The sequence below is a fragment of the Ensifer sp. genome, assembly GCF_031989085.1.
In the GTDB taxonomy this organism is placed as follows: Bacteria; Pseudomonadota; Alphaproteobacteria; order Rhizobiales; family Rhizobiaceae; genus Ensifer.
In genome coordinates, this window is the sequence record NZ_DALZXU010000016.1 from 26908 (window position 1) to 47902 (window position 20995).

The 20995-nt window shown below is 63.0% G+C and carries 16 protein-coding genes; 10 read left to right on the forward strand and 6 right to left on the reverse strand.

The genetic code is table 11. The features are described from left to right. The first annotated feature begins 265 nt into the window (after positions 1-265). A complete protein-coding gene (locus RTP54_RS30460) occupies positions 266-1447 on the forward strand; it encodes a porin (protein ID WP_312367772.1) in 1182 nt (393 codons plus the stop codon). A 460-nt stretch (positions 1448-1907) separates the two neighbouring features. On the opposite strand, the gene RTP54_RS30465 is transcribed toward RTP54_RS30460, so the two are convergent. Continuing rightward, entirely contained in the window at positions 1908-4469 is a 2562-nt protein-coding gene (locus tag RTP54_RS30465) for an FAD-dependent oxidoreductase (protein WP_312367773.1), read from the reverse strand. 564 nt (positions 4470-5033) lie between these two features. Here RTP54_RS30465 and RTP54_RS30470 point away from each other — a divergent pair. The 5 genes from RTP54_RS30470 to RTP54_RS30490 all read left to right on the forward strand — a co-directional run bounded on the left by RTP54_RS30470 (position 5034) and on the right by RTP54_RS30490 (position 10915). Beyond that, entirely contained in the window at positions 5034-6020 is a 987-nt protein-coding gene (locus RTP54_RS30470; RefSeq protein WP_312367775.1) for an ABC transporter permease, read from the forward strand. A gap of 80 nt (positions 6021-6100) precedes the next feature. Further along, positions 6101-7102: a substrate-binding domain-containing protein gene (locus RTP54_RS30475; protein WP_312367777.1), complete on the forward strand. Its 1002-nt coding sequence runs from the start codon at positions 6101-6103 to the stop codon at positions 7100-7102. A gap of 193 nt (positions 7103-7295) precedes the next feature. Further along, positions 7296-8882, forward strand: coding sequence for a sugar ABC transporter ATP-binding protein (locus RTP54_RS30480; RefSeq protein WP_312367779.1), 1587 nt, complete (start codon positions 7296-7298; stop codon positions 8880-8882). Continuing rightward, entirely contained in the window at positions 8879-9913 is a 1035-nt protein-coding gene (locus RTP54_RS30485; RefSeq protein ID WP_312367781.1) for an ABC transporter permease, read from the forward strand. Before RTP54_RS30480 ends, RTP54_RS30485 begins: the two co-directional genes overlap by 4 nt. Positions 9914-9967: 54 nt before the next feature. Continuing rightward, positions 9968-10915: a sugar kinase gene (locus RTP54_RS30490; protein ID WP_312367782.1), complete on the forward strand. Its 948-nt coding sequence runs from the start codon at positions 9968-9970 to the stop codon at positions 10913-10915. Between the two features lie 56 nt (positions 10916-10971). Here RTP54_RS30490 and RTP54_RS30495 read toward each other — a convergent pair whose 3' ends face one another. Continuing rightward, positions 10972-11952: a sugar-binding transcriptional regulator gene (locus tag RTP54_RS30495; RefSeq protein WP_312367784.1), complete on the reverse strand. Its 981-nt coding sequence runs from the start codon at positions 11950-11952 to the stop codon at positions 10972-10974. 459 nt (positions 11953-12411) lie between these two features. On the opposite strand from RTP54_RS30495, the gene RTP54_RS30500 reads away from it, so the two are divergent. Continuing rightward, entirely contained in the window at positions 12412-14460 is a 2049-nt protein-coding gene (locus tag RTP54_RS30500) for a bifunctional aldolase/short-chain dehydrogenase (RefSeq protein ID WP_312367786.1), read from the forward strand. A gap of 293 nt (positions 14461-14753) precedes the next feature. Beyond that, positions 14754-14900 (forward strand): DUF1127 domain-containing protein, encoded by a 147-nt coding sequence (locus RTP54_RS30505; protein ID WP_112815170.1) that lies wholly within the window; start codon positions 14754-14756, stop codon positions 14898-14900. Positions 14901-15008: 108 nt separating this feature from the next. Here RTP54_RS30505 and RTP54_RS30510 read toward each other — a convergent pair whose 3' ends face one another. From RTP54_RS30510 to RTP54_RS30525, 4 genes are all read right to left on the reverse strand, one after another. Continuing rightward, positions 15009-15263 carry a hypothetical protein gene (locus RTP54_RS30510; RefSeq protein WP_112832393.1) on the reverse strand — a complete coding sequence of 85 codons (255 nt, stop codon included), beginning with the start codon at positions 15261-15263 and terminating at the stop codon, positions 15009-15011. A 241-nt stretch (positions 15264-15504) separates the two neighbouring features. After that, positions 15505-17397, reverse strand: coding sequence for an AI-2E family transporter (locus RTP54_RS30515; protein WP_312367794.1), 1893 nt, complete (start codon positions 17395-17397; stop codon positions 15505-15507). 122 nt (positions 17398-17519) lie between these two features. Next, positions 17520-18743, reverse strand: coding sequence for an FAD-binding oxidoreductase (locus RTP54_RS30520; protein ID WP_312367788.1), 1224 nt, complete (start codon positions 18741-18743; stop codon positions 17520-17522). 70 nt (positions 18744-18813) lie between these two features. Continuing rightward, positions 18814-19995 (reverse strand): low temperature requirement protein A, encoded by a 1182-nt coding sequence (locus tag RTP54_RS30525; protein WP_312367790.1) that lies wholly within the window; start codon positions 19993-19995, stop codon positions 18814-18816. Between the two features lie 378 nt (positions 19996-20373). On the opposite strand from RTP54_RS30525, the gene RTP54_RS30530 reads away from it, so the two are divergent. After that, positions 20374-20688, forward strand: a complete 315-nt coding sequence (locus RTP54_RS30530) for a PepSY domain-containing protein (RefSeq protein WP_112810717.1) — start codon at positions 20374-20376, stop codon at positions 20686-20688. Positions 20689-20732: 44 nt separating this feature from the next. Further along, positions 20733-20995: general stress protein (locus RTP54_RS30535; protein WP_312367792.1), on the forward strand; the 263-nt coding region annotated here is incomplete at its 3' end.

Below are 20995 nucleotides of genomic sequence, written 5' to 3' on the forward strand. Positions count from 1 at the left end.
GGCGCGAGCGCTGCGGCGCAAGAAGGATCGGAAGACGCGGGGATTGCCGCCGCTGGCTATGCCAGGTTGGAGAAATCTCATTCCGCCCCGTCAGAGTTTCGGAGGTATTCGTGTTGAAATCCCGCTCAGGGATGCGCAATAGTCAGCGCATGCGCACCGCCTCTATTTTACCGGCTAGAAATCGCAACAGACATCTGCAGTAAAATGAAGAATACTGGTCTCGGTATGACAATGCGAATCGCCCATGATCTCGGGGGAGAATCTTATGCGACTGCGTCTGTTCAATGTCCCAAATCTGCTTCTCATCGCGGCAGTTGCGGCTGGCGGTCCTGCGGCCGCGCAGCAGGCGGTGAAGCCGGAGCAGGCACCACCCGCCGCGAATGCGACGCCGGAGCGCTGGATCCCGAAACTGCGGGTTGGCGACGACAATGCCTACCTGGAATTCTACGGACAGATCAACAAGGGTCTGCTGATCTATGATGACGGTGGTTCGACCGAGAATTACTTTCCGGTCGACAATGGCAACTCATCGTCGCGCGCGGGTTTCCGCATCTACACCCTCATGGAAAAGGGTTGGTCCTTCGGTGCCAATCTTGAATGGGAGTGGAACCCCTATTCGACCACCAATGTAAACCAGCTGAACGAGGGCGACTACGATTGGGGCACGGACCTGCTGCGAAAGGCGGAAATCTATCTGGATTCCAAGGAATACGGCAAGTTCTGGTTTGGCCAGGGCAGCATGGCGTCCGATACGACGGCGGAAGTCGATCTCTCCGGGACCGATGTGGTCGGCTATTCGCTGGTGTCGGATATGGCGGGCGGACCGTTCTTTCGCAATGAGGACGGCACGCTCTCGACGGTCCACGTCCGGGACGCGTTTACCAATTATGACGGCGTGAGCCGCAAGCTGCGCGTCCGCTACGACACCCCTTCGCTCGGGGGCTTAACTTTCTCGTCGTCGGTCGGCACGCAGGTGGTGCCGGACAGAACCGATGTGACCGTGTGGGACATGGCGGTTCGCTACAGCGAGACTTACGATGCGTTCAAGGTGAGCGCCGCCGTGGCGTTTTCGCGACCTGGTGCCGGCAATTCGATTTACGATGGATCCGTTTCGGTGCTGCACATCGATACCGGCCTCAGTCTCACCCTGGCGACGGGCTACTCCGACAAGGACGTGGTCGACGGACGCTACGGCTACGCCAAGCTCGGCTACCAGACCGAAATTTTCGACGTCGGCAAGACGGCGTTTTCGATCGACGCCTATTTCGGCAAGGACATTGCGGGCGAAGGCAGCACGAGCCAGGCCTTCGGTGCGCAGATCGTTCAGAGCCTCGATTATTTGCAGACCGAACTTTATCTCGGCGCACGGACCTACTCGCTCGAACAGCGCAATGCCGACCTCCAGGACAGCCTCGCGGTTCTGGGCGGTGCGAGGATAAAGTTCTAAGGGACGACCTGCATTTCATCCCGTCCGACGCGCACTTTGCGTGTCGACGGGGGGACTGTGGCTTTGGGTGGCGAGGCCACCCGATGCATGCGTAAGTCGACCTGGCTTGCGCCGATCTCCAGTATGAACGGTCAGCATCTGGCCGGGCGATCCGTTCAAATGCGCCTGTGATCCAGCGGGATCGCAGAAACGCTCGGCCCTATGCCAGCGGGCATTTCATGGCGGAACACCGCTTGGCCCTGTTCCTGAAGACGCAACAACGGGTCACGCGCGATGGTGACGCGGCCCAAGCCCTTCGCTTGGAACGGGGTCCGCTGGATGCGGTTCGCATGGCGTTGCGAACCGCAGCTATATTCGCGCTTTCCGCCACTTCGAGCGCGGTGCATGCCCCTCGTCACGGCTTGCCAAGCGCGGGCAACAGGCACAGCGCGAAACGGCGAACCCGCTGTTCCTGGCCGTCTCAGCTGCGCGGTTTTGAATTTTCCGGGTCGTAGAGCGGCTTGTAGCCAACGCCGGCGACTTCGACCGGATACGTCTCGGCGAAGTATTCGACGTTGAGCTTGCGGCCGACCTGGCAATGCGACCAGGGCAGATAGGCAAGCGCGATGTTCTTGCCGATCGTGGGGCCAAAGGCGATCGAGGTGGTGTAGGAGCGCCGGCCGAGTTCGTCGACGAGCACAGAGCCCGTTTCCGGGTCCATGACCGGCAGGCTGCCGACCGGGTAGCGCTTGACGCCGTTCTTGTCCGTATTCTCCGTCAGGATGAGCGTGCAGAGCATGGCCGGCTGGTGCTCGCGGGCCTTGTACTCCAGGTGCTTGGCCTTGCCGCGGAAGTCGACGTCCTTCACCTTCGGACGCGCCAGATCGGCCTCGATCAGGTTGTACTGGGTGAGAAGATCGGCGTTCTGCAGGCGCAGGCTCTTTTCCATGCGGCGCGAGTTCGCATAGGTTTCGACGCCGAAAGCCATGACGCCGGTCGCGCGCAATGCGTCCCAGACGGCGAGGCCGTCCTCGTATTTCATGTGCAGTTCCCAGCCCTGTTCGCCGACATAGGAAATGCGGAAGGCGGTCACGGTCTTGCCGGCGATCTCGATCGGCTTGATAGCGGCGAAGGCGAAGTTCTCGATGTCGAGACCCGCGGGATCGGCAACCACCTTCTTCAGCGTTTCGCGGGCGTTGGGGCCCCAGATGCCGATGGTGATGAACTTTTCCGAGACGTCGGTGATGGTGACGTCGAGGTCGCGGTCCTCGGCCACCCGGCGCATGTACTGGAAGTCGCGCGGGCCGGCATCGGCGCCATTCACGAGACGGCAGCGATCGGCCATGCGGAAGACGGTGAAGTCGGCGCGCACCATGCCTTCGTCGTCGAGGAAGTGGGTATAGATGCCCTTGCCGATGTTGGCGTCGCCGCCGATCTTGGCGGCGCACAGCCATTCGAGCAGCGCGACGTGGTCAGGGCCCGCAATGTCGACCATGTGGAAATGCGAGAGGTTGACGATGCCGCAATCCTCGCTCATCGCCAGATGCTCGGCGTTTGAAACGCGCCAGAAATGGCGGCTGTCCCACTCGTTCTCTCGGACCGGAACACGGTCGCCGTATTTTTCGAGCAGATGCTCGTTGGCGGCGTAGCCGTGGGCGCGCTCCCAGCCGCCGAGTTCCATGAAGTAGCCGCCGAGCTCCTTCTCGCGCTCATGAAAGGGCGAGCGCTTGACGTTGCGGCCGGTCCCATAGGGCTCGCGCGTATGCACCGCCGGATAGTAGATCTTCTGCGCCGCCTCGAAGCAGCGGCCCTCGATGAATTTCTCCTCGAGCTGGTGCGGGTAGAAGCGCGAATAGTCGATCGAGTTGTGGTCGATCTCGGTGCGCCCGTCCGTCATCCAGTCTGCGATCAGCTTGCCGTAACCGGGGCCGTCCTTCACCCAGATGGCGACGCAGTACCAGAGGCCGCGCACCTTCTGGCTCTCGCCGCAGGAGGGACCGCCGGCCGCCGAGACCTGCAAGAGGCCGTTGAAGGAATGGCCCTCATTGTAGCCGAGTTCGCCGAGGATCGGCGTCAGCTCCATGGCGCGCTCCAGCGGCTCGATGATCTGTTCCATATCGAGGTCGCGCTGCGAGGGCGACAGGCGCGCCTCGTGCTTTTCAAGAATGTTGCGCGGATGGCAGAGGCGCGGATTGGTGGTCTCGTAATAGCCCCACTCGATCTGGCCGCCTTCGGTGGTCTTCGGGTCGCCGGTGTCGCGCATATAGGCGGAGTTGCCCTGGTCGCGCAAAAGCGGAAAGCCGATTTCCTTGCCGGTGCCTTCGAATTCATTGTACGGGCCGAAGAAGGTGAGCGGATGGTCGACCGGCATAACCGGCAGGTCCTCGCCGACCATTTCGGCGATCAGGCGGCCCCAGATGCCGGCGCAGACGACGACATGGTCCGCCATGATCGTGCCGCGGTGGGTGACGACGCCCTTTATGCGGCCACCCTCGACGATGAGCGACGTTGCCGGTGTGTTGCCGAAGATCTGGAGCTTGCCGGATTTCTCGGCCGCATCGACCAGCTTACCGGCAACCGTCTGCGAGCGCGGGATGACCAGGCCGGCATCCGGGTCGAACATGCCGCCCATCACCTGATCTTCCTCGATCAGCGGGAACATCGCCTTGATTTCCGCCGGCGAGACATAGTGGGCGCGGGTGCCGAAGGCCTTGGCCGAGGACAGCTTGCGCTTGATCTCTTCCATCCAGACGTCGTCGCCGGTGCGCGCGACTTCCAGGCCGCCGATACGGGCGTAGTGTCCCATCTTCTCGAAGAAATCGATCGAATACTGCGTCGTCCAGACCGAGAGATAATCGTGGCTGGTGGTGTAGCAGAAGTCCGACGCATGCGCCGTCGAGCCGATATCGGTCGGGATGCCGGATTTGTCGATACCGACGATATCGTCCCAGCCGCGCTCGATCAGGTGATGCGCGATCGAGGCACCAACGATGCCACCCAGCCCGATGATTACGACCTTCGCCTTTTGCGGAAACTCTGCCATTGATTGCGACCCTGATTGAAACTGAAGCCGGATTTTAGGATTTGCGGCGCTGCGACCAGAGCCTGTCTACGACATAATTATCGTGCTGCACGACCAGAGCCTGCACTCTGCAAACAGGATTTGTTCCTCACCGGCCGCTCGACGACAAGGGCCCATCGTCTGGCATGCAGGATTTTCCTCGCAAGACCGTTGTCGCAGCGCGTCCTTCCGACCGGCTTGTCCCTGCCGCCGGCCGTTCGCCACGGCCACGCAGCCCGTCGTTCGGGGGCAGCCGAAACGATCGGGCGGCGTGGCACTCGCGGTTCCATCAGAAATCATCGCTCAGGCAAAGTGCTGTCACCGGCAAAATTCGAGACATTTCAGACAAATAGGAGGGTGTCGGCAAATTGATGTTGACATTGCACAACAGTCTTTGGCAAATGTCATCGCCGACCGCATTGGGTCGGCCGTTGCGGCAGCCGGGCGCGTGAACAGCCCCGGCGCACGATCATGGAGCATGCGCCAGACGCAGGCTGGGAGCCATGATCGCGCCGGCTCGCCAACGAGCAGGGTGGAGGGTGTGTCTTGGAATTTCGGGTTGATCGCCAGTTGGCATTCTTGGCCGTCGTCAACGTTGCCGTCCTGGCTGCGGGCGGTATTCTGGTCGGCGCCAGCTTCCTCGACATCTACAACCTGCAATCCATGGCCGGCCAGGTACCGGAGCTCGGGCTTCTCGCGCTCGGCGTGATGCTGGCGATGATTTCCGGCAACGGCGGTATCGACCTCTCGGGCATAGCCCTCGCAAACCTGTCGGGTGTCGTCGCCTATCTGGTGCTGCGCGATACGGTTTCGGCCGACGATGCGCCGCTGCTTTTCAGCTGGAGCTTTGCCGCGATCGCGCTCGTCGTCGGCCTTGCCGGAGGCATGCTGAACGGCTTCCTGATTTCCAGCGCCGGATTGACGCCGATCATCGCCACGCTCGGCACGCAATTGTTCTTCACCGGCATTGCCATCGCCTTCACCAATGGTTCTGCGCTCGGCCTCGGCTACATCGAGCCGCTCGATGCCTTCGGCAATACGCCGGTTCTGGGCGTGCCGCTCTGCTTTGCCCTTTTCCTGGCGATCGCGCTGATGCTGGGCGGCGTCTTGCGCTACAGCCCTTTTGGCCTGCGGCTCATGCTGCTCGGCAACAATGCCAAGGCTGCGCGTTATGCCGGCATTGCGGAAAAACGAATCCTGTTTCTGACCTATACCACCTGCGGCCTGCTGGCCTCGGTCGCCGGCATCGTGATTGCAGCGCGGACCTCCAGCGTGAAATGGGACTACGGCAATTCCTACGTGCTGATCGCCATCCTTATCGCGGTCATGGCCGGTGTTCGCCCGGAGGGTGGCTATGGCCGGGTAATCTGCGTCGTGCTGTCGGCGACGTCGCTGCAGATCCTGTCGAGCCTGTTCAACTTCATGGACATCTCCAACTTCTTCCGCGACCTCGCCTGGGGTGTGCTGCTGCTGGTCTTTCTCGCGACATCCGGCTTCGACGCAAAGGCCTGGGTCAGGGCATTGCGCCGCTGACCCCCAAGTTCCAGGGCCGGCGAGACGCCTTCGCACGCCGGTCGATCTGTCAAAATTCGAAGGTTCTTTGGGAGGAATGCATGCTTGCCATTTGTAAACTCGCTGCCTGCGCCGTCGCGCTCGGAGCCCTGACTGCGACCACGGCCGCCATCGCCGAGGAAAAGCCCAGCATCGTGACCGTGGTGAAAGTCACGGGCGAAAACTGGTTCACCCGCATGAACGAAGGCGTCGACGCCTATGGCAAGGACAATCCCGGCGTTGCCACCAGCCAAGTCGGTCCCGGCAAGGCCGACGCCGCCCAGCAGGGCCGGCTGATCGAAGACCTCGTTGCCAAGAAGGTCGCCGCGATCGCCGTCGTGCCGATGGATGCGTCCGCGCTCGAGGGCGTGCTGAAGCGCGCCAGCCAGCGCGGCATCAAGGTCATCACCCACGAAGCCGACAACATGAAGAACACGCTCGTCGACATCGAGGCCTTCGACAACAAGGTCTTCGGCGCGCGCTTCAACGAGAAGATCGCCGAATGCATGGGCAAGTCCGGCAAGTGGACGTCCTTCGTCGGCTCGCTCGGCAGCCTGACGCACGTTCAGTGGGCAGACGGCGGTTCGGAAAATGCCAAGAAGTATCCGGAGATGGAACTGGTCTCGGAGAAGAACGAATCCTTCAACGATGCCAACCGCGCCTATGAAAAGGCCCGCGAGATCCTGCGCAAGTATCCTGACATCAAGGGCTTCCAGGGCGGTTCGGCGATCGACGTCATCGGCATCGGCCGTGCCGTCGAGGAGGCCGGCCTGCAGGACAAGACCTGCGTGTTCGGCATCGGCCTGCCGAAGGATACCGGCTCATACCTGGAATCGGGTGCCGTCGACGGCATCAGCTTCTGGGATCCGAAGGATGCCGGCTACGTCATGAACAAGGTCGCCGACATGGTGCTGAAGGGCGAGGAGCTCAAGGACGGCATGGACCTCGGCGTCCCTGGCTACGACAAGGTCATCGTCAAGAAGGGTGCGGGCGATGGCGTGATCGTCGTTGGTCAGGCCTGGGTCGACGTCGACAAGTCGAACTACGCCAAGTACCCGTTCTGATCGGGTAGAGCAGACAGCGATGCCGGGCACGTTCACGGGGCCGGCATCGCACGTGGAATGTCGCAAGTGCCCGCGTCGAACGTAAGACGGGGGTCAGTGGCAACGGATTAACCTGCTGCGCCACGTCTCACCGGATCGATGGCGATCGAGATGCCGTGCAGCGGGACACGTTCTTTTTGGTCAGGACAGTGCCATGCAGCTGAAGCACGAAACCGGCGCGCCGCCTCAGGGCGGTGAAACCGCCAAGGCCGCTCTGCCCTATCTGGAAATTCGCAATGTCCAGAAGAGCTTCGGCGGTGTTCGCGCGCTGAAGGGCGTCAGCCTTTCGATCGAACCCGGGCAGATCTATCACCTGATGGGCGAGAACGGCTGCGGCAAGAGCACGCTCATCAAGATCATTTCCGGCGCGCAGCCGGCCGATTCAGGCGAGCTGTTGATCGACGGCAAGCCGGTCGGCCACCTCACGCCCGTCGCGGCGCTGGCGGCCGGGATCGAGACCGTCTACCAGGATTTTTCGCTGCTGCCGAACCTGTCGGTCGCCGAAAATGTCGGATTGACGCAGCAGGTGGTCGCGGCCTCCGGCAGGCTTGCCCGACGACTTGATCTCACACAGATGCGCGCGACGGCTGAGCGCGCGCTCGCCGCCGTCAACCTGCCGACGAGCCGCGCCTTCCTGGCGACGCGCACGGATGAATTGCCGATGGCGACGCGCCAGCTTATCGCCATCGCCCGCGCCATCGCGTCCGATGCCCGCCTCGTCATCATGGACGAGCCGACGACGGCCCTGACCAAACACGAAGTCGACAATCTGATCGGCATCGTCGGTCGCCTGCGCGCCAAGGGCGTCGCGGTGCTGTTCGTCACCCACAAGCTTGACGAGTGCAAGGAGATCGGCGGCCGCGCGGTCATCATGCGCGACGGGCAGAAGGTCGCCGAATGCGACATTGCCGATCACACCAAGGCCGAACTCGGCTTCTGGATGACTGGCAAGGTTCTCGACGAGGCGCGCTATCGCGCCCAGCCGAAGTTCGGCGAGGATCTGCTTTCGGTCGATGGCCTGTCGCTGAAGGATGCCTTCGCCAACGTCTCGTTTTCGATGCGGCGCGGCGAGATCGTCGGCATCACCGGACTGCTGGATTCCGGCCGCAACGAACTCGCCCGTGCCATTGCCGGCGTCGTTCCGGCCGATGCGGGCCGCATCCGCCTCGACGGCAAGGATGTGACGCCCCGCAAGCCGGCCGACGCGATTGATGCCGGTATCGGCTATGTTCCGGAGGATCGACTTTCCGAAGGTCTCTTTCTCGAAAAGCCGATCGAGGAAAACATCGTCGTGCCGGTGCTGGACCGCCTGCGCGGTGCCTTCGGCATTCTCGATGGAAGGCGCAGCCGCGATCTGGCCAAGCGCTCGGTCGAAGACCTGCAGGTGGTCACGCCCGATGTCGCCAACCCGGTGCAGTCGCTGTCCGGCGGCAACCAGCAGCGCGTGCTCATCGGCCGCTGGCTGACCATCAATCCCAAGCTTCTTGTGCTGCACGGCCCGACGGTCGGCGTCGATGTCGGATCGAAGGACACGATCTACAGGATCATCCAGCGCCTCGCCGACGAAGGCATGGGCGTTATCATCATCAGCGACGACCTGCTGGAGCTGCTGCAGAACTGCGATCGGATCATGGTGATGCGCAAGGGCGAGGTGGTTGAACGCTTCGAGGCCGAAACGCTGAAGGAAGAGGCGCTCTATCGCGCCCTGGTGGAAGAAACGACTGCGAGGACCGCGCGATGACGGACACGACCTTCAACGGGGCAACACCTGACGGCAATGATAAGGCGTCGCTCGGATCGGCCTGGCGTTGGCTGCTGCGGCATCCGCCGGTGGTGACCTTCTCGCTGATCGTGCTCGTCTGCCTGGTGGTCGGCGCGATCAACACGGACTTCTGGCAGGTGTCGAACCTGTTCGACATCCTGCGTGCCTCCGTCGTGCGAGGGCTCTTCGCGCTCGGCGTGCTGGTGGTTCTCGCCTCCGGTGGCATCGACGTTTCCTTTACCGCCATCGCCGCCTTCGTCATGTACACGGTGACGATGCTGGTGACCAATCTGCTGCCGGGAATGCCGATGCCGGTGATCCTGCTGGTGGCGGCCGCCGGCGGCGCCTGCTTCGGCGCGCTCAACGGCCTGCTTGTCCATACGCTCCGTGCGCCGTCGCTGATCGTGACCATCGGCACGCAATACGTCATTCGCAGCTTCCTGCTGACCTTCGTCGGTACGGCTCTCTTCATGAACATTCCGGGCTCGATGGAGGCGTTCGGCAAGCTGGCATTGTTCACCCACCAAAGCGCCAACGGCTCGATCTCTGTATTGCCAGCCTTCGTACTTGTGCTTGCAGTCGCGGCCGTTGTCACCTGGTGGATCCTCGAGCGCACGCTGATCGGGCGGGCGGTCTATGCCGTCGGCGGCAATCCCGGCATTGCCGAGCGTCTCGGCTACAATCTGCGCACCGTGCACATTTTCGTCTTTGCTTATGCGGGTCTGCTCGCGGGCATTGCCGGGATCATGCATGTCGCCAGCAACCGGCTTGCCAATCCGTTCGACCTTGCCGGCACCGAGCTCGAAATCATCGCCGCGGTGGTACTCGGCGGCGCCCGCATCACCGGAGGCTCCGGCAGCGTGATCGGAACGCTGCTCGGCGTGGTGCTGATCACGCTGGTCAGCAACGTCCTCATCCTCGTTGGAATTCCGAGCACCTGGCAGCTCGCCATCATCGGCGTCTTCATCGTTCTCGCCGGCACCGTCTTCTCGCTTCGTGCAAGGGGTTGACGGGCTTCGCCTGGCGTGCAGCGGTCACCAAATCATTAGGGAAGGTTCAAGTGCATGGCGCACGACGTATCTGTAATCGGACTGTACATTCTTGATATTCTCGGCCGGCCGGTGGACCGGATCCCGTCCGGCGGCAATGTCGAATTCATCGACGAGATCCGCCTGACGGTCGCGGGCACCGCCGGCGGCACGGTCGTCGACCTTGCCAAGCTCGGGCTGAACTGCCTGGCGGTCGGCGCTGTCGGAGACGATGAGAAGGCAGACTTCGTGCTCGCCACGCTCGACCGCTTCGGCGTCGACACCTCGCAGATGCAGCGCATTGCCGGCGTGCCGACGTCGGCCAGCATTCTCAACATTCGCCGCAATGGCGAACGGCCGGCGCTGCATGTGCGCGGCGCCTCGGGGCATTTCGAGGTCCCGGCCGACGCGCGCGAGCGGGTGCTGGCGCCGCCGATCGTCCATCTCGGCGGCACGGGACTGCTCGATCGCCTGGATGGCGAACCGAGCCGCGTTCTGCTGGAGGAGGCCAAGCGCTTCGGCCGGACGACGACCTTCGATCTCTTGGGCGCCAACGACAACACACTGTCGCTGATCCGGCCGCTCTTCCCCTTTATCGACTACTTCATGCCGTCGGTCGAAGAAGCGATGTTGATCTCCGGCCAGAAGAGTGCCGAGGACGCCGGCCGCTTCTTTGCCGATCTCGGCGTCAAGCACTGCATCTTCACGCTCGGCGGCGATGGTGTGTGCTTCCTCGATGCGGATGGCAAGAGCCTTAGACTGCCGGCCTTCGAGATCGACGTCGTCGACACCACCGGCTGCGGCGATGCCTTCAACGCCGGCTTCATCGCCGGGCTGCATCATCGCATGGAGACGGAGACCGCCTTGCGGTTCGCGCAGGCATCGGCAGCACTCGTGGCGACGGGCCTGGGGTCGGATGCCGGGATCACCTCGTTCGAGGCGACCTGGGATTTCATGAACAAGGCCCGTGTGAAGGCCAGCTGACGCCGGTTGGCGCACGGACCAACTGTTGCCCGATACGCCAACGGGCAACAGATCGACTATCGCAGCAGCATCTCCGCCGTGGCGATGTCGGTGACGAGGTGCGTGGCATAGCCACCCTTCAACGTTGCGTGGATCGCCGTCAGCTTGCTGGCGCCGCCGGCGACGCACAGCCGCCGCGGCACCTGGCTCAATTCGTTCAGTTCGATGCCGACCATGCGGTTGTCGAGGTCGCCGCGCACCGGCCGCCCTTCGGCGTCGATGAAGCGGCAGATCAGCACGCCCACGGCACCGCCGGCCTGATAGGCGTCGATGTCTTCCTGGCCGGTGATGTTGGCCGAGCGGATCAGCGTCTCGGGGCCGATGTCGCCGACGCCGAAGAGGATGATGTTGGAGGAGTGGATGAGCTCGAACTGCTTGACCAGCACCTGCTCGGCCAGAAGCGCCTGCTTCAGCTCCGGCGTCGACAGCAGGGCGGGGGCGAGCAGGTTGATGCAGCGCGCGTGAATGCGGCGCGACATCAGCGAGGTGCAGAATTCCGGAGCGAAATCCGGATTGGCGATCGAGCTTCCAGAGACCTGCACCACCGTCAGGCCCTCCACCGGCTCGGGCAGCGAGATGCTGTCGGCGACGGCCAGCACCGTGCGGCCCCAGGCAACACCGATCGTGTCGCCCGGCTGCACCATGTCGGCAAGCAGGCGCGCGCCGGCCTCTCCGAGTCGCTGCACCGGGTCGCCGCTGGCAAGGGCGGGGATGACCAGCGCGCCCTCGAGGCCGAACTTGTCCTTCAGGCGGCGTGCGATGCCGGTTCGGACGCCGACTTCGGTGTTCAGGCGAATGTTGACCAGGCCACGCTCGCGCGCCTCCTGCAGGTAATTGACGATCGTCGCCCTGGATACGCCGAGCATCTTGGCGATCTCGCTCTGGGTCAGCTGGTCGACGTAATAGAGCCACGCGGCCCAGACGACGCCGTCGTCGAATTCCGCGGGCAGGACTATGCCTTCGCCGACTGCCCGGTTTCCCCGCGCGGTATCCATCATCACCTGCTCCCCTGGATTGTCATGGTTTCTCCTGAAGCGGAAAAAGTGTCCGCCGTCAAACAAATTTGCCATCCGTGTTGACACATGACACCACATGGTGGCAATTGTCTCGACAGTGATTTTGGGAGGCGCCGAGATGCAATGGACGACTATAGGCGCATGCAGGCGGGTTGGAAACGAACCCGTGGGCCGAGACCGGCGTGCTGACCTTCGTGCCATTGCAACGAGGCTGCGGCCCGCTCCCGACATGGATTGCAGTTTCAGGGGCGCGCGGCCCCGAACCGGTGACACAGACGCGGGTCTCGGCATGCACTCGATCGACGGATAGTGGTGCGTCCTGACGGAGCGGGCGGCACGGTCTGAGTGTTGCGCGCAGACCGATCGGGGATGGCCGACGACAGGACTTGAATTGAACCCCCCAAGGAAACGCTGCCAAGCGCGGGAAGACAGGAGCCTTTGATGAAATCCAGATGGTCAGAAACCGAATTCGCCCGGGTCGTCGACACCTATGTCAATGCCGGCGTCAACCGCGACCTTGCGATCCGCACCTATACGACCCGTCTTCTCGGCTGCGACCCGGAGCTGGTGCTGCATGGCGGCGGGAATACCTCGGTCAAGACCACCTTTACCGAGATGGATGGTTCCGAGGTCGGCGTGCTCTGCGTCAAGGGCAGCGGCTGGGACATGGGCACGATCGAACCGGCGGGCCTGCCCGCTGTCAGGGTCGAGCCGCTTCAGGCCATGGTCAAGTTTCCTGAGCTGAGCGACGACGACATGGTGATGCTGCAGCGTCGGCTGCTCATAGATCCCGCAGCGCCGAACCCCTCGGTCGAAGCGATCCTGCACGCCAACCTGCCGTTCCGCCACATCGACCACACCCATGCCAATGCGATCGTGTCTCTGACCAACCAGCCGCATGGCGAGGATCTGGTGCGCGAGCTGTTCCCGGATTCGATCATCGTCCCCTATGTGATGCCCGGCTTCGATCTCGCCAAGGCCTGCGACGCGGCGTTCCGCGCCGATCCGGGCGCTGATGGCATGATCCTCTTGAAGCACGGCATCTTCACCTGGTCGGAAGATCCGCGCGAATCCTATGAAAAGATGATTGCCGCCATCGACAAGGCCGAACGTCGCATCGCACGCGGCAACCCGCGTCCGTTTGCGGTCGTCAAGCCGTCAGCGCCGCTCGCAACGGCCGCCGAGATCGCGCCGGTCCTGCGTGGCGCGATCGCCATCGACAGCGGCGTCGAAGGCTGCCCGCGTCGTTTCGTGCTCGAGCATCGCTCAGGTCCCGAGGTTCTCGACTTCTGCAATGCCGAAAATGTTGCTGACCTGGTGCATCGCGGCAATGCGACACCTGAACACGTCATCCACATCAAGCGCTTCGGCGTGGCTCTGCCGGCCCCTGTTGCCGGCGACATGGCGGCCTGGGCCGATAAGGTGCGCGCCGCCGTCGCCGCCTACAACGACGAGTATCGCGCCTATTTCGAGCGCAACAACGCCCGCGTCGGCGGCATCAAGCGCATGCTCGATCCGATGCCGCGGGTCTTTTACGTGGCAGGTGTCGGCCTGTTTGCCGCCGGTCCGTCGAAGAAGGCCGCCCGTGTCGGCGCCGATGTTGCCGAGGCGACGATCGCCGTCATCCGCAATGCCGAGGGTATCGAGAGCTTCGAGGCGCTGTCGGAAGAGGATCTGTTCGACATCGAATACTGGTCGCTGGAACAGGTGAAGCTGACGAAGCAGGCGGAAAAGCCGCTCAGCCGGCAGGTTGCCGTCGTCACCGGCGGCGCCGGTGGCCTGGGGCTCGCGATCGCCGAGGCGCTGCACGCCGAGGGCGCTGAAATCGCCCTGCTCGACCTTGCCGAGGATGCCCTGAAAAAGGAATCCGCTCGTCTCGGCGGCATCGGCCTCGTCTGCGATGTGACCAGCCCGGAGGCGGTCGACGCGGCACTTGCCGATGTCGCCAGGCACTTCGGCGGCGTCGACATCGTCATCTCGAATGCGGGTGCGGCCTTCCAGGGCGCTCTGCTGGATGTGTCCGAGGACGTTTTCCAGAAAGCCTTCGCACTGAATTTCTGGGGGCACCACTACATCGCCCGCAGCGCCGTCAGGATCATGAAAGCGCAGAAAACCGGCGGCGCGCTGGTCTTCAACGTCTCCAAGCAGGCGGTCAATCCCGGCCCCGACTTCGGTCCCTACGGAACGTCGAAGGCGGCACTGATGGCGCTGATGCGCCAATACGCCGTCGAACATGGCGCCGACGGCATCACGTCGAACGCCGTCAATGCCGATCGCATCCGCACCGGGCTGATGACCGACCAGATGATCGAGGAGCGCAGCCAGGCGCGCGGCATTTCACCCGAGAGCTACATGCGGGGCAACCTGGTCAAGCGCGAAGTCACGGCCCGTGATGTCGCAGCCGCCTTCGTCCACCTCGCAAAGGCGCGCACCAGCACCGGCGCTGTGCTGACCGTCGACGGCGGCAATGTCGCCGCGATGATGCGCTGAGTTTCTCCCGCCGGCGCGCGCGCCCGGCACGAAAACGGCCCAACCCCGCGACGCCAAACGTTGGCGGGGTTGGGCAAGACCCAACTTCGACAGACGCGGCTCGCCACACCATCCCAATGTTCCGGGCGCCGGCAGTCACCAGGGGACAAGGATCCATGCACGGCTTGCAGGGGTGGGCTGAGGTCTTGGCGCTACTGCCGGAGCGGGTGTTGGCCTATATTCCTCTCATCGAAGCGAACGAAGCGCCAAGGACTGGCAGCTGAGCTTCGAAAGCCCAAGGAAAGGGGATCATCATGAACGTAGCACGCTCTTTCAACAACTGGCGCAAGTACCGGCAGACGGTCTCCGAACTCGGCCGCATGTCTTCGCGCGAACTGCGCGACCTGGGCATCGAGCGCGCCGACATCCCGGCGATCGCCCGGGCCGCCTTTGGTCGCTAACCGCGGCTGAGACGACTAAGTTTCATAAAACGCCCGCTCGGAAACGAGCGGGCGTTTTCGTTCGTACCTTGAGCGTGCGCAAGGAGCGCGCGCCGGGCGACGGCGCGGTTACATGGCGTCCATGCCCTTGACCGCATTGCTCAGATGCGACTTGCATTTTTCCATGTCGTTGGCCGCCATGGCGTCCTTTGCCATTGCAAGCTCCTTTGTCGCCTCGATCTTCTTGGCGCCATCCGGGATTGCGCCCACATCCGTTTCGAGCTTCATCAGCGACGCCTCGTCGCAGACGACGTCGGCTTGCGAAAAGGCGGGTGTCGCCAGACCGAGCACCATGGCGGCTGCGCATAAGAACTTGCCTTGCATTGGGGTATCCTCCGTGGCCGCCTGGCGGAATTGCCGGCATTGGCCTCGTCACTCAACGCGCGAGAAATGGCTCTGTTCCCGACGTAAGGCAGGATCCGATCGTCATTCATGACTTACGGTGAGGTGGCCGCGTGGAGGGCCGCGTTCAAGAATGCCGGCGTGATGGGGCACGGCGTGGAGCCGTGGCGTCGGCAAGGTCCGAACCGTTGGGCAGCTTGACTGGGCCGACGGTATGCCTGCCTCAGGGGGCCACTTGCGGTAGCAGGCGCCGGCGCGCCTTCGTCCTGGCTGCGGTTGCAAGCGGCACGCTCGGCCGCTTCGTCAGCGCCTCGATCGCCGCGTTTGTCATGTCCGCTGCCAAGAAATCGGCGCCCGGGACCTGCTCGGCGTCCTTTGCGGGCTTGCGCGGGCCGGCTTCTCTGTCGGTCGAGGTATCCCATATGACAATGCCGACCCTCGCCCTTGTGTGGAGGCGCTTGAGGCGACGCACGACGAAGCGGGCGTGCTTGTTCGAATCCCGGTTGAGAAAGCAGACGACGATCGTATCGACCGCATCGGTCTCGAGTTTGCGAATGCTGGCGGGCTCGATCGCCTTGAAGCTCACGGCCGTGGCCGTCGCGCCTTCGGCCCGCAGCACCTGGGCGAGCATGGCGGCGGAGACGTCGTCGATTTCGCCGCGCCCGCCGACGCAGAGGATCGTCATGCCTTCGCCGTCCGGAATCGGCTGGTTGCCGGCTTCGCCTTCCGCGTCCTCCCTCTCGTCCTCATCCTCGTCGTCCCGGCTTTCCTCGATCGCGATGTCTTCGAGGTTGGAGACCAGCGTCTGGCCGCTTGCCGCGACCCGCAGCCGCTGTTCGTCGCTCATCACGCCGCGGGCGCGATCCTGCTCGGCCAGCGCCAGCGCGGGCATGGCCACCCCGCCGTAATAGTCGAGCAGATATTCCTCCTCGAGGATCTCCTCGGCCTGATCCGTCGCTTCATCCGGGTCGCCGGCCAGAAGCCGCTGATAGAGGCGGGCATGCGGCGCGAGCACCGGGTCGCTGCCAAAAAGCACCTGCAGAAACTCGAACTGCGGCACATGCTTGCCGAGCACGACGAGGCAGACCGTGAGCGGCGTCGACAGGATCAGGCCGACGGGCCCCCATATCCATGCCCAGAAGATCGCGGACACGATAATGGCCAACGGCGAAAGCCCGGTCTTCGAGCCATAGAGCATCGGCTCGACGACGTTGTTGATCACCAGCTCCATCGCGATGAACAGGCCGGCGGTCCAAAGCAGCATGGACCAACCGCTGTCCACTGCCACCGACAGGAACAGCGGCAACACCATCGCGATGATGGGCCCGATATAGGGTACGAAACGCAGGACGATTGCCAAAAGCCCCCAGAGCACCGCGTTGGGTATGCCGATGAACCAGAGGCCGATCGCCACGGGCAGGCCATAGGCGGTGTTGACGATCAATTGCATCAGCAGATAGTGGCCGACACGCGTGCCGGCATCCTGAAGACCCTCGGTGGTTCGGTGCAGGTCGCCGAAACCGGCAAGCCGGATGAAGCGGTCGCGCAGATCCTCCCGCTCCAGCAGCATGAAGATGACGACGACCACGACGAGGCCGGCCATGGCCACGGGGCCGATCAGCGGCGCGATGATGTTGGTCAGCACCGCAATCGGGTTGTCGCGGGAATAGATCTCGACCAGCAACGGGTCCGGCCTCTTGCTCTGCGGATCCGTTTGCGTTTCCGTCGTCGGGCGATCAATCTCGCGGTTGATGCGTTCGAGAACGTTGCCGATGCGGTCGATGATGCCGTTTTCGGATCCGGCCTCCTTCAACTCCTTCACCTTGGTGACGATATTGGATTGATAGGCCGGCAGGTTCCTGGCGAGTTCCGCCACCTGCAATGCGACGATCAGGCTGAAAATGCCGATCAGCGTAAAGGTGATCAATGCGGTGGAGATCACCGCGAATGCCCTTGGTAGACCGACCCGACGCAGCGCTGCCACAACAGGGGCGAGCGCGAATGTCAGGAGCAATGCGACCGCAATCGGCAGGAAGACGTCGCGTGCGAGGTAGAGCACGGCGGCAGCACCGACGAGCGTCAGCGATGTCGGCATGGCCGGACGCACGCCCTGCATCGAGGGCGCACCGAGGTCCCGGATTTGATCGATTGCCTTGCCCAAGCCTGTTCCCCCTGGAACGCGTCAGAAATGCTACCATGAAAGCCGGCCTCGCAGTCGAGGGGCCGGCCGCCTATTCGTCACGTGGTGAATGGAAACAATGCGGCATCCGGGTCTGCATGCCCCAGGATCGCCGAGGAGATGATCTCGGCGGCAATCTGGCTGAAGGTGATGCCGTTGCCGCCGTAGCCCATGGCTGCAAAGACATTCTGCATGCCGGGCGCACGCCCGATCATCGGCAGCCCTTGCGCGGTGACGCCGAAAGCGGCGGCCCAGCGGTATTCGGGCTCGCCGATGCGGAAGCCGATGAGATCGGACAGCTTCCGTCGCAGAATGTCGGACTTTGACTTGAGTTTGGCCGGATCCTGAAAGGCGTCGTCGCTTTTCTCGTCCTCGCCGCCGACGATGATGCGGCCGTCCCGGGTCGAGCGGAAATAGATGTAGGGATCCGCGCCTTCCCAGACGAGATAATCGTCCAGCCAGTCCGGGCGGGGGTGGCGCGGCGCCGTTGCCAGCGCCCAGGTCGAGACGATGGCGTGGTTCTTGTTTGCGACCGATTTCAGAAACTCGTAGCCGGTGCAGAAGACCACATGGGTGGCCAGAATGATCTGGCCGTCCGCGGTCGCGACCGCGTTTCGACCGCCGATTTCCCTGATATCGGTGATCTCGACATTCTCGATGATGGGGATGCCGCTCGCCTGGGCATGTCGGAGAAAGCCTGATGTCAACTGCGCAGGGTTGGCCGAGGCCGAGACCCGGGTCTCGATTGCGGCGGTGCGATCGATATCGAACCGCGCGCGCAGTTCCGCCTGCGTCAGTAGTGTTGCTTCAAGACTGGCCGCTTCGCGCGCCTTCACTTCCGCTTGCAGTGCGCGCGCACCGTAAGATGAGCCCGAAAGATACAGCGTGTTCCTGCGCTCAAACTGGCAGGGGATGTGCAGGGCATCGACGAGCGACGCCAGATTTTCGACTGCTTTTGCCGAGCGTTGCCAGATGCGCTGGGCGCTGGCCGAGCCGAGGGTCCGGTTCAACTGGTGCAGCGGAACGTCGAGTTCGTGTTGGATCATGGCGGTGCTGGCCATGCTGCTGCCGCTGATTGGCTTTCGCCTGTCGACCATCAGGATGCGCAAATCATGGGCGATGAGCGCATTGGCCATCAACGCACCACTGATCCCTGCGCCGACGATCAGGACGTCGACATCGTGGGCGCTGAGCCGCCTCTGCGTGCGCACGGTATGGCGCGGCGTGTCTGCCCAGAGAGGCTCGGCCTTTCGAAGATCCCGCTTGCGGGTCAGTGTCTGCACATGTGCCTCCAGATCTGCGCACACGTGAATGCACAGGTGACGATTAAGTTCCTCTTTGTCGCGCGTAACCTCAGGCGGTCGCAGCCGACAGCCGCCGCAACGCCACATACTCCCACGTCGCGACGATCAGGAGCACGGCGGTCGCCACCGCCTGAACGACGTAGTTGAGGGAGAAAGGCACGAGTAGCGCCGAGGCGGCGAGCAGCACCAGCCCGGCGATGTGCGAGACCGGGAACTGCCGCGTGGCGACAACCTTGATCCAGATGTTGCCGGCAAGGAACAGCGCAGGCCCGCCGAGCATGGCGAGCGCATATTTGAGAGAACTTTGCTCTTCGGCGTGCGAGAGGCTGAAGTCCTCCCCGACCGCCGTCAGGATGATGCCGGCGACAATAGGCAGATGACCATAGGTGAAGAGGTTGAGTGCCACTGTCTCGGGCCGCGACGTCGCCTCTGCCTTGGAGGCTGCCTTCTGCTGGCCGTGATGGAAGTAGATCCACCACATGAAGCCGGTGCTGAGGAAGGCGCTGCAGAACACCACGAAAGTCATGTCGTCCGTCATGTGTTCCGTGGCGTTGCGGCCGGTGGTCAGGATGGTTTCGCCGAGACAGATGATGACGAACAGGGCGCAGCGTTCCGCCATGTGGGCACCGGATACGTCCAGCGTCTCGTCGGGCGAGCGCCCCAGAAACGGCACGTAGTAGCGCAGTGCCGGCGAAGCGTATTCGACGAGGAGCGCAAGCGTCCACAGGATCAGGCGCCCTTCGAGTTCCATCAGCCCGCCGGCAAGCCAGAAGGCGCTGGACAGGAGCATCCAGACGGTGATGCGCAAGAATGTCAGGAACGACGGCCGATCTGTATGGCGAAAGGCATAGAGCGTGAAGGCAGACCTGCAAATTTGCATGCCGCTATAGATTGCCGCAAACACGAGCCCTTGCTCCGCGAATGCTTCGGGCAGCGCAATTGCCAGGAGCACGCCGGCAAACATCAGCCCGAACAGCAGCAGGCGGACGGGCTCCTTTTCAGTGTCGAGCAGGTTGGTGACCCATGTGGTGTGGATCCACACCCACCAGACCGCCAGGATCAAAAGCACCGCTTCAATCACCGCCGTCGTGCTGAAATCCGACGCGAGCTTGTGGGCGAGCTGGATCAGCGCAAAAACGAAGACGAGGTCGAAGAACAGTTCGGGAAAACTCGCCCGCGTCTGTTCGGCATCCGCCTTCCGGATCCAGTCACTTTGCCGTTTGCTTGCCATTCAGGTGCCCATGTTGATGCGAATAGAAATTTCGATGGAAGTAGGGCGCTGGCGACATTCAACAACGGCAGCCGCCGACGGCAAGGGCAGTACGCACTGACAGCCGTTCAACCGCCGGGTTTTGGCCTCGGTTTTGCCGTGCACCCTTCCTGCGAAGGAATGCCGCCGACTTTCTGAACCTTCCCGCTCGGCATGCGTTTGGCTTGGCGCTGTCACCGGACCGGCGGGCTTCATCACGTCTGCCGGAATGTACGTGGTTCGGTCGTAACATATTCAGTTGATTGGATAATTTAGAAAAACTTCGGCACGCTGACAGGAACCATCATCAAGCACTCGCGTTGTCCCAGCATCGATGAATGACCGACCAAGGAGACAACGATGAAAAGAATGATCGCCGCAACGGCCTTTCTGGCGGCAAGCACCTTTGCCGTTTACGCCCAGACTCCGACGCCGTCGCCTGAGGCGGAAACGCCGGCTGTCGCAACCCCCGACACCACCAACCCGACCGCTCCTGTCGCCGGTGCCAACAGCTTCACCGAAGAGCAGGCCCGTGCCCGGTTGCAGGAGGGCGGCTACACCGCCGTCAGTGGATTGAAGCTCGATGACAAGGGCATCTGGCAGGCCACTGCCACCAAGGACGGAAAGCCCGTCAATGTCGCTCTCGATTACCAGGGCAACATCGTCGCCAACTGATGTTGGCCAACCGATCTCAACACATGCATTCAAGGAAGACCGATATGAAAACTGTTTCTGGACTGTTCGACACCTATGAGCAAGCTTCGCAGGCCGTGCGCGATCTGAAAGCCGCAGGCATCCCCGACGGTGATGTCAGCATGGTCGCGAGCAATGCCGAGGGGCGATACAAGGTCGATGACACCGAAGGCGCTGCAGCCGGTGCCGGCACCGGCGCCGGTCTCGGCGCTGCCGTCGGCGGCGCTGGCGGCTTGCTGACCGGCCTCGGGCTGATGGCGATCCCGGGCGTGGGTCCGGTCGTGGAGGC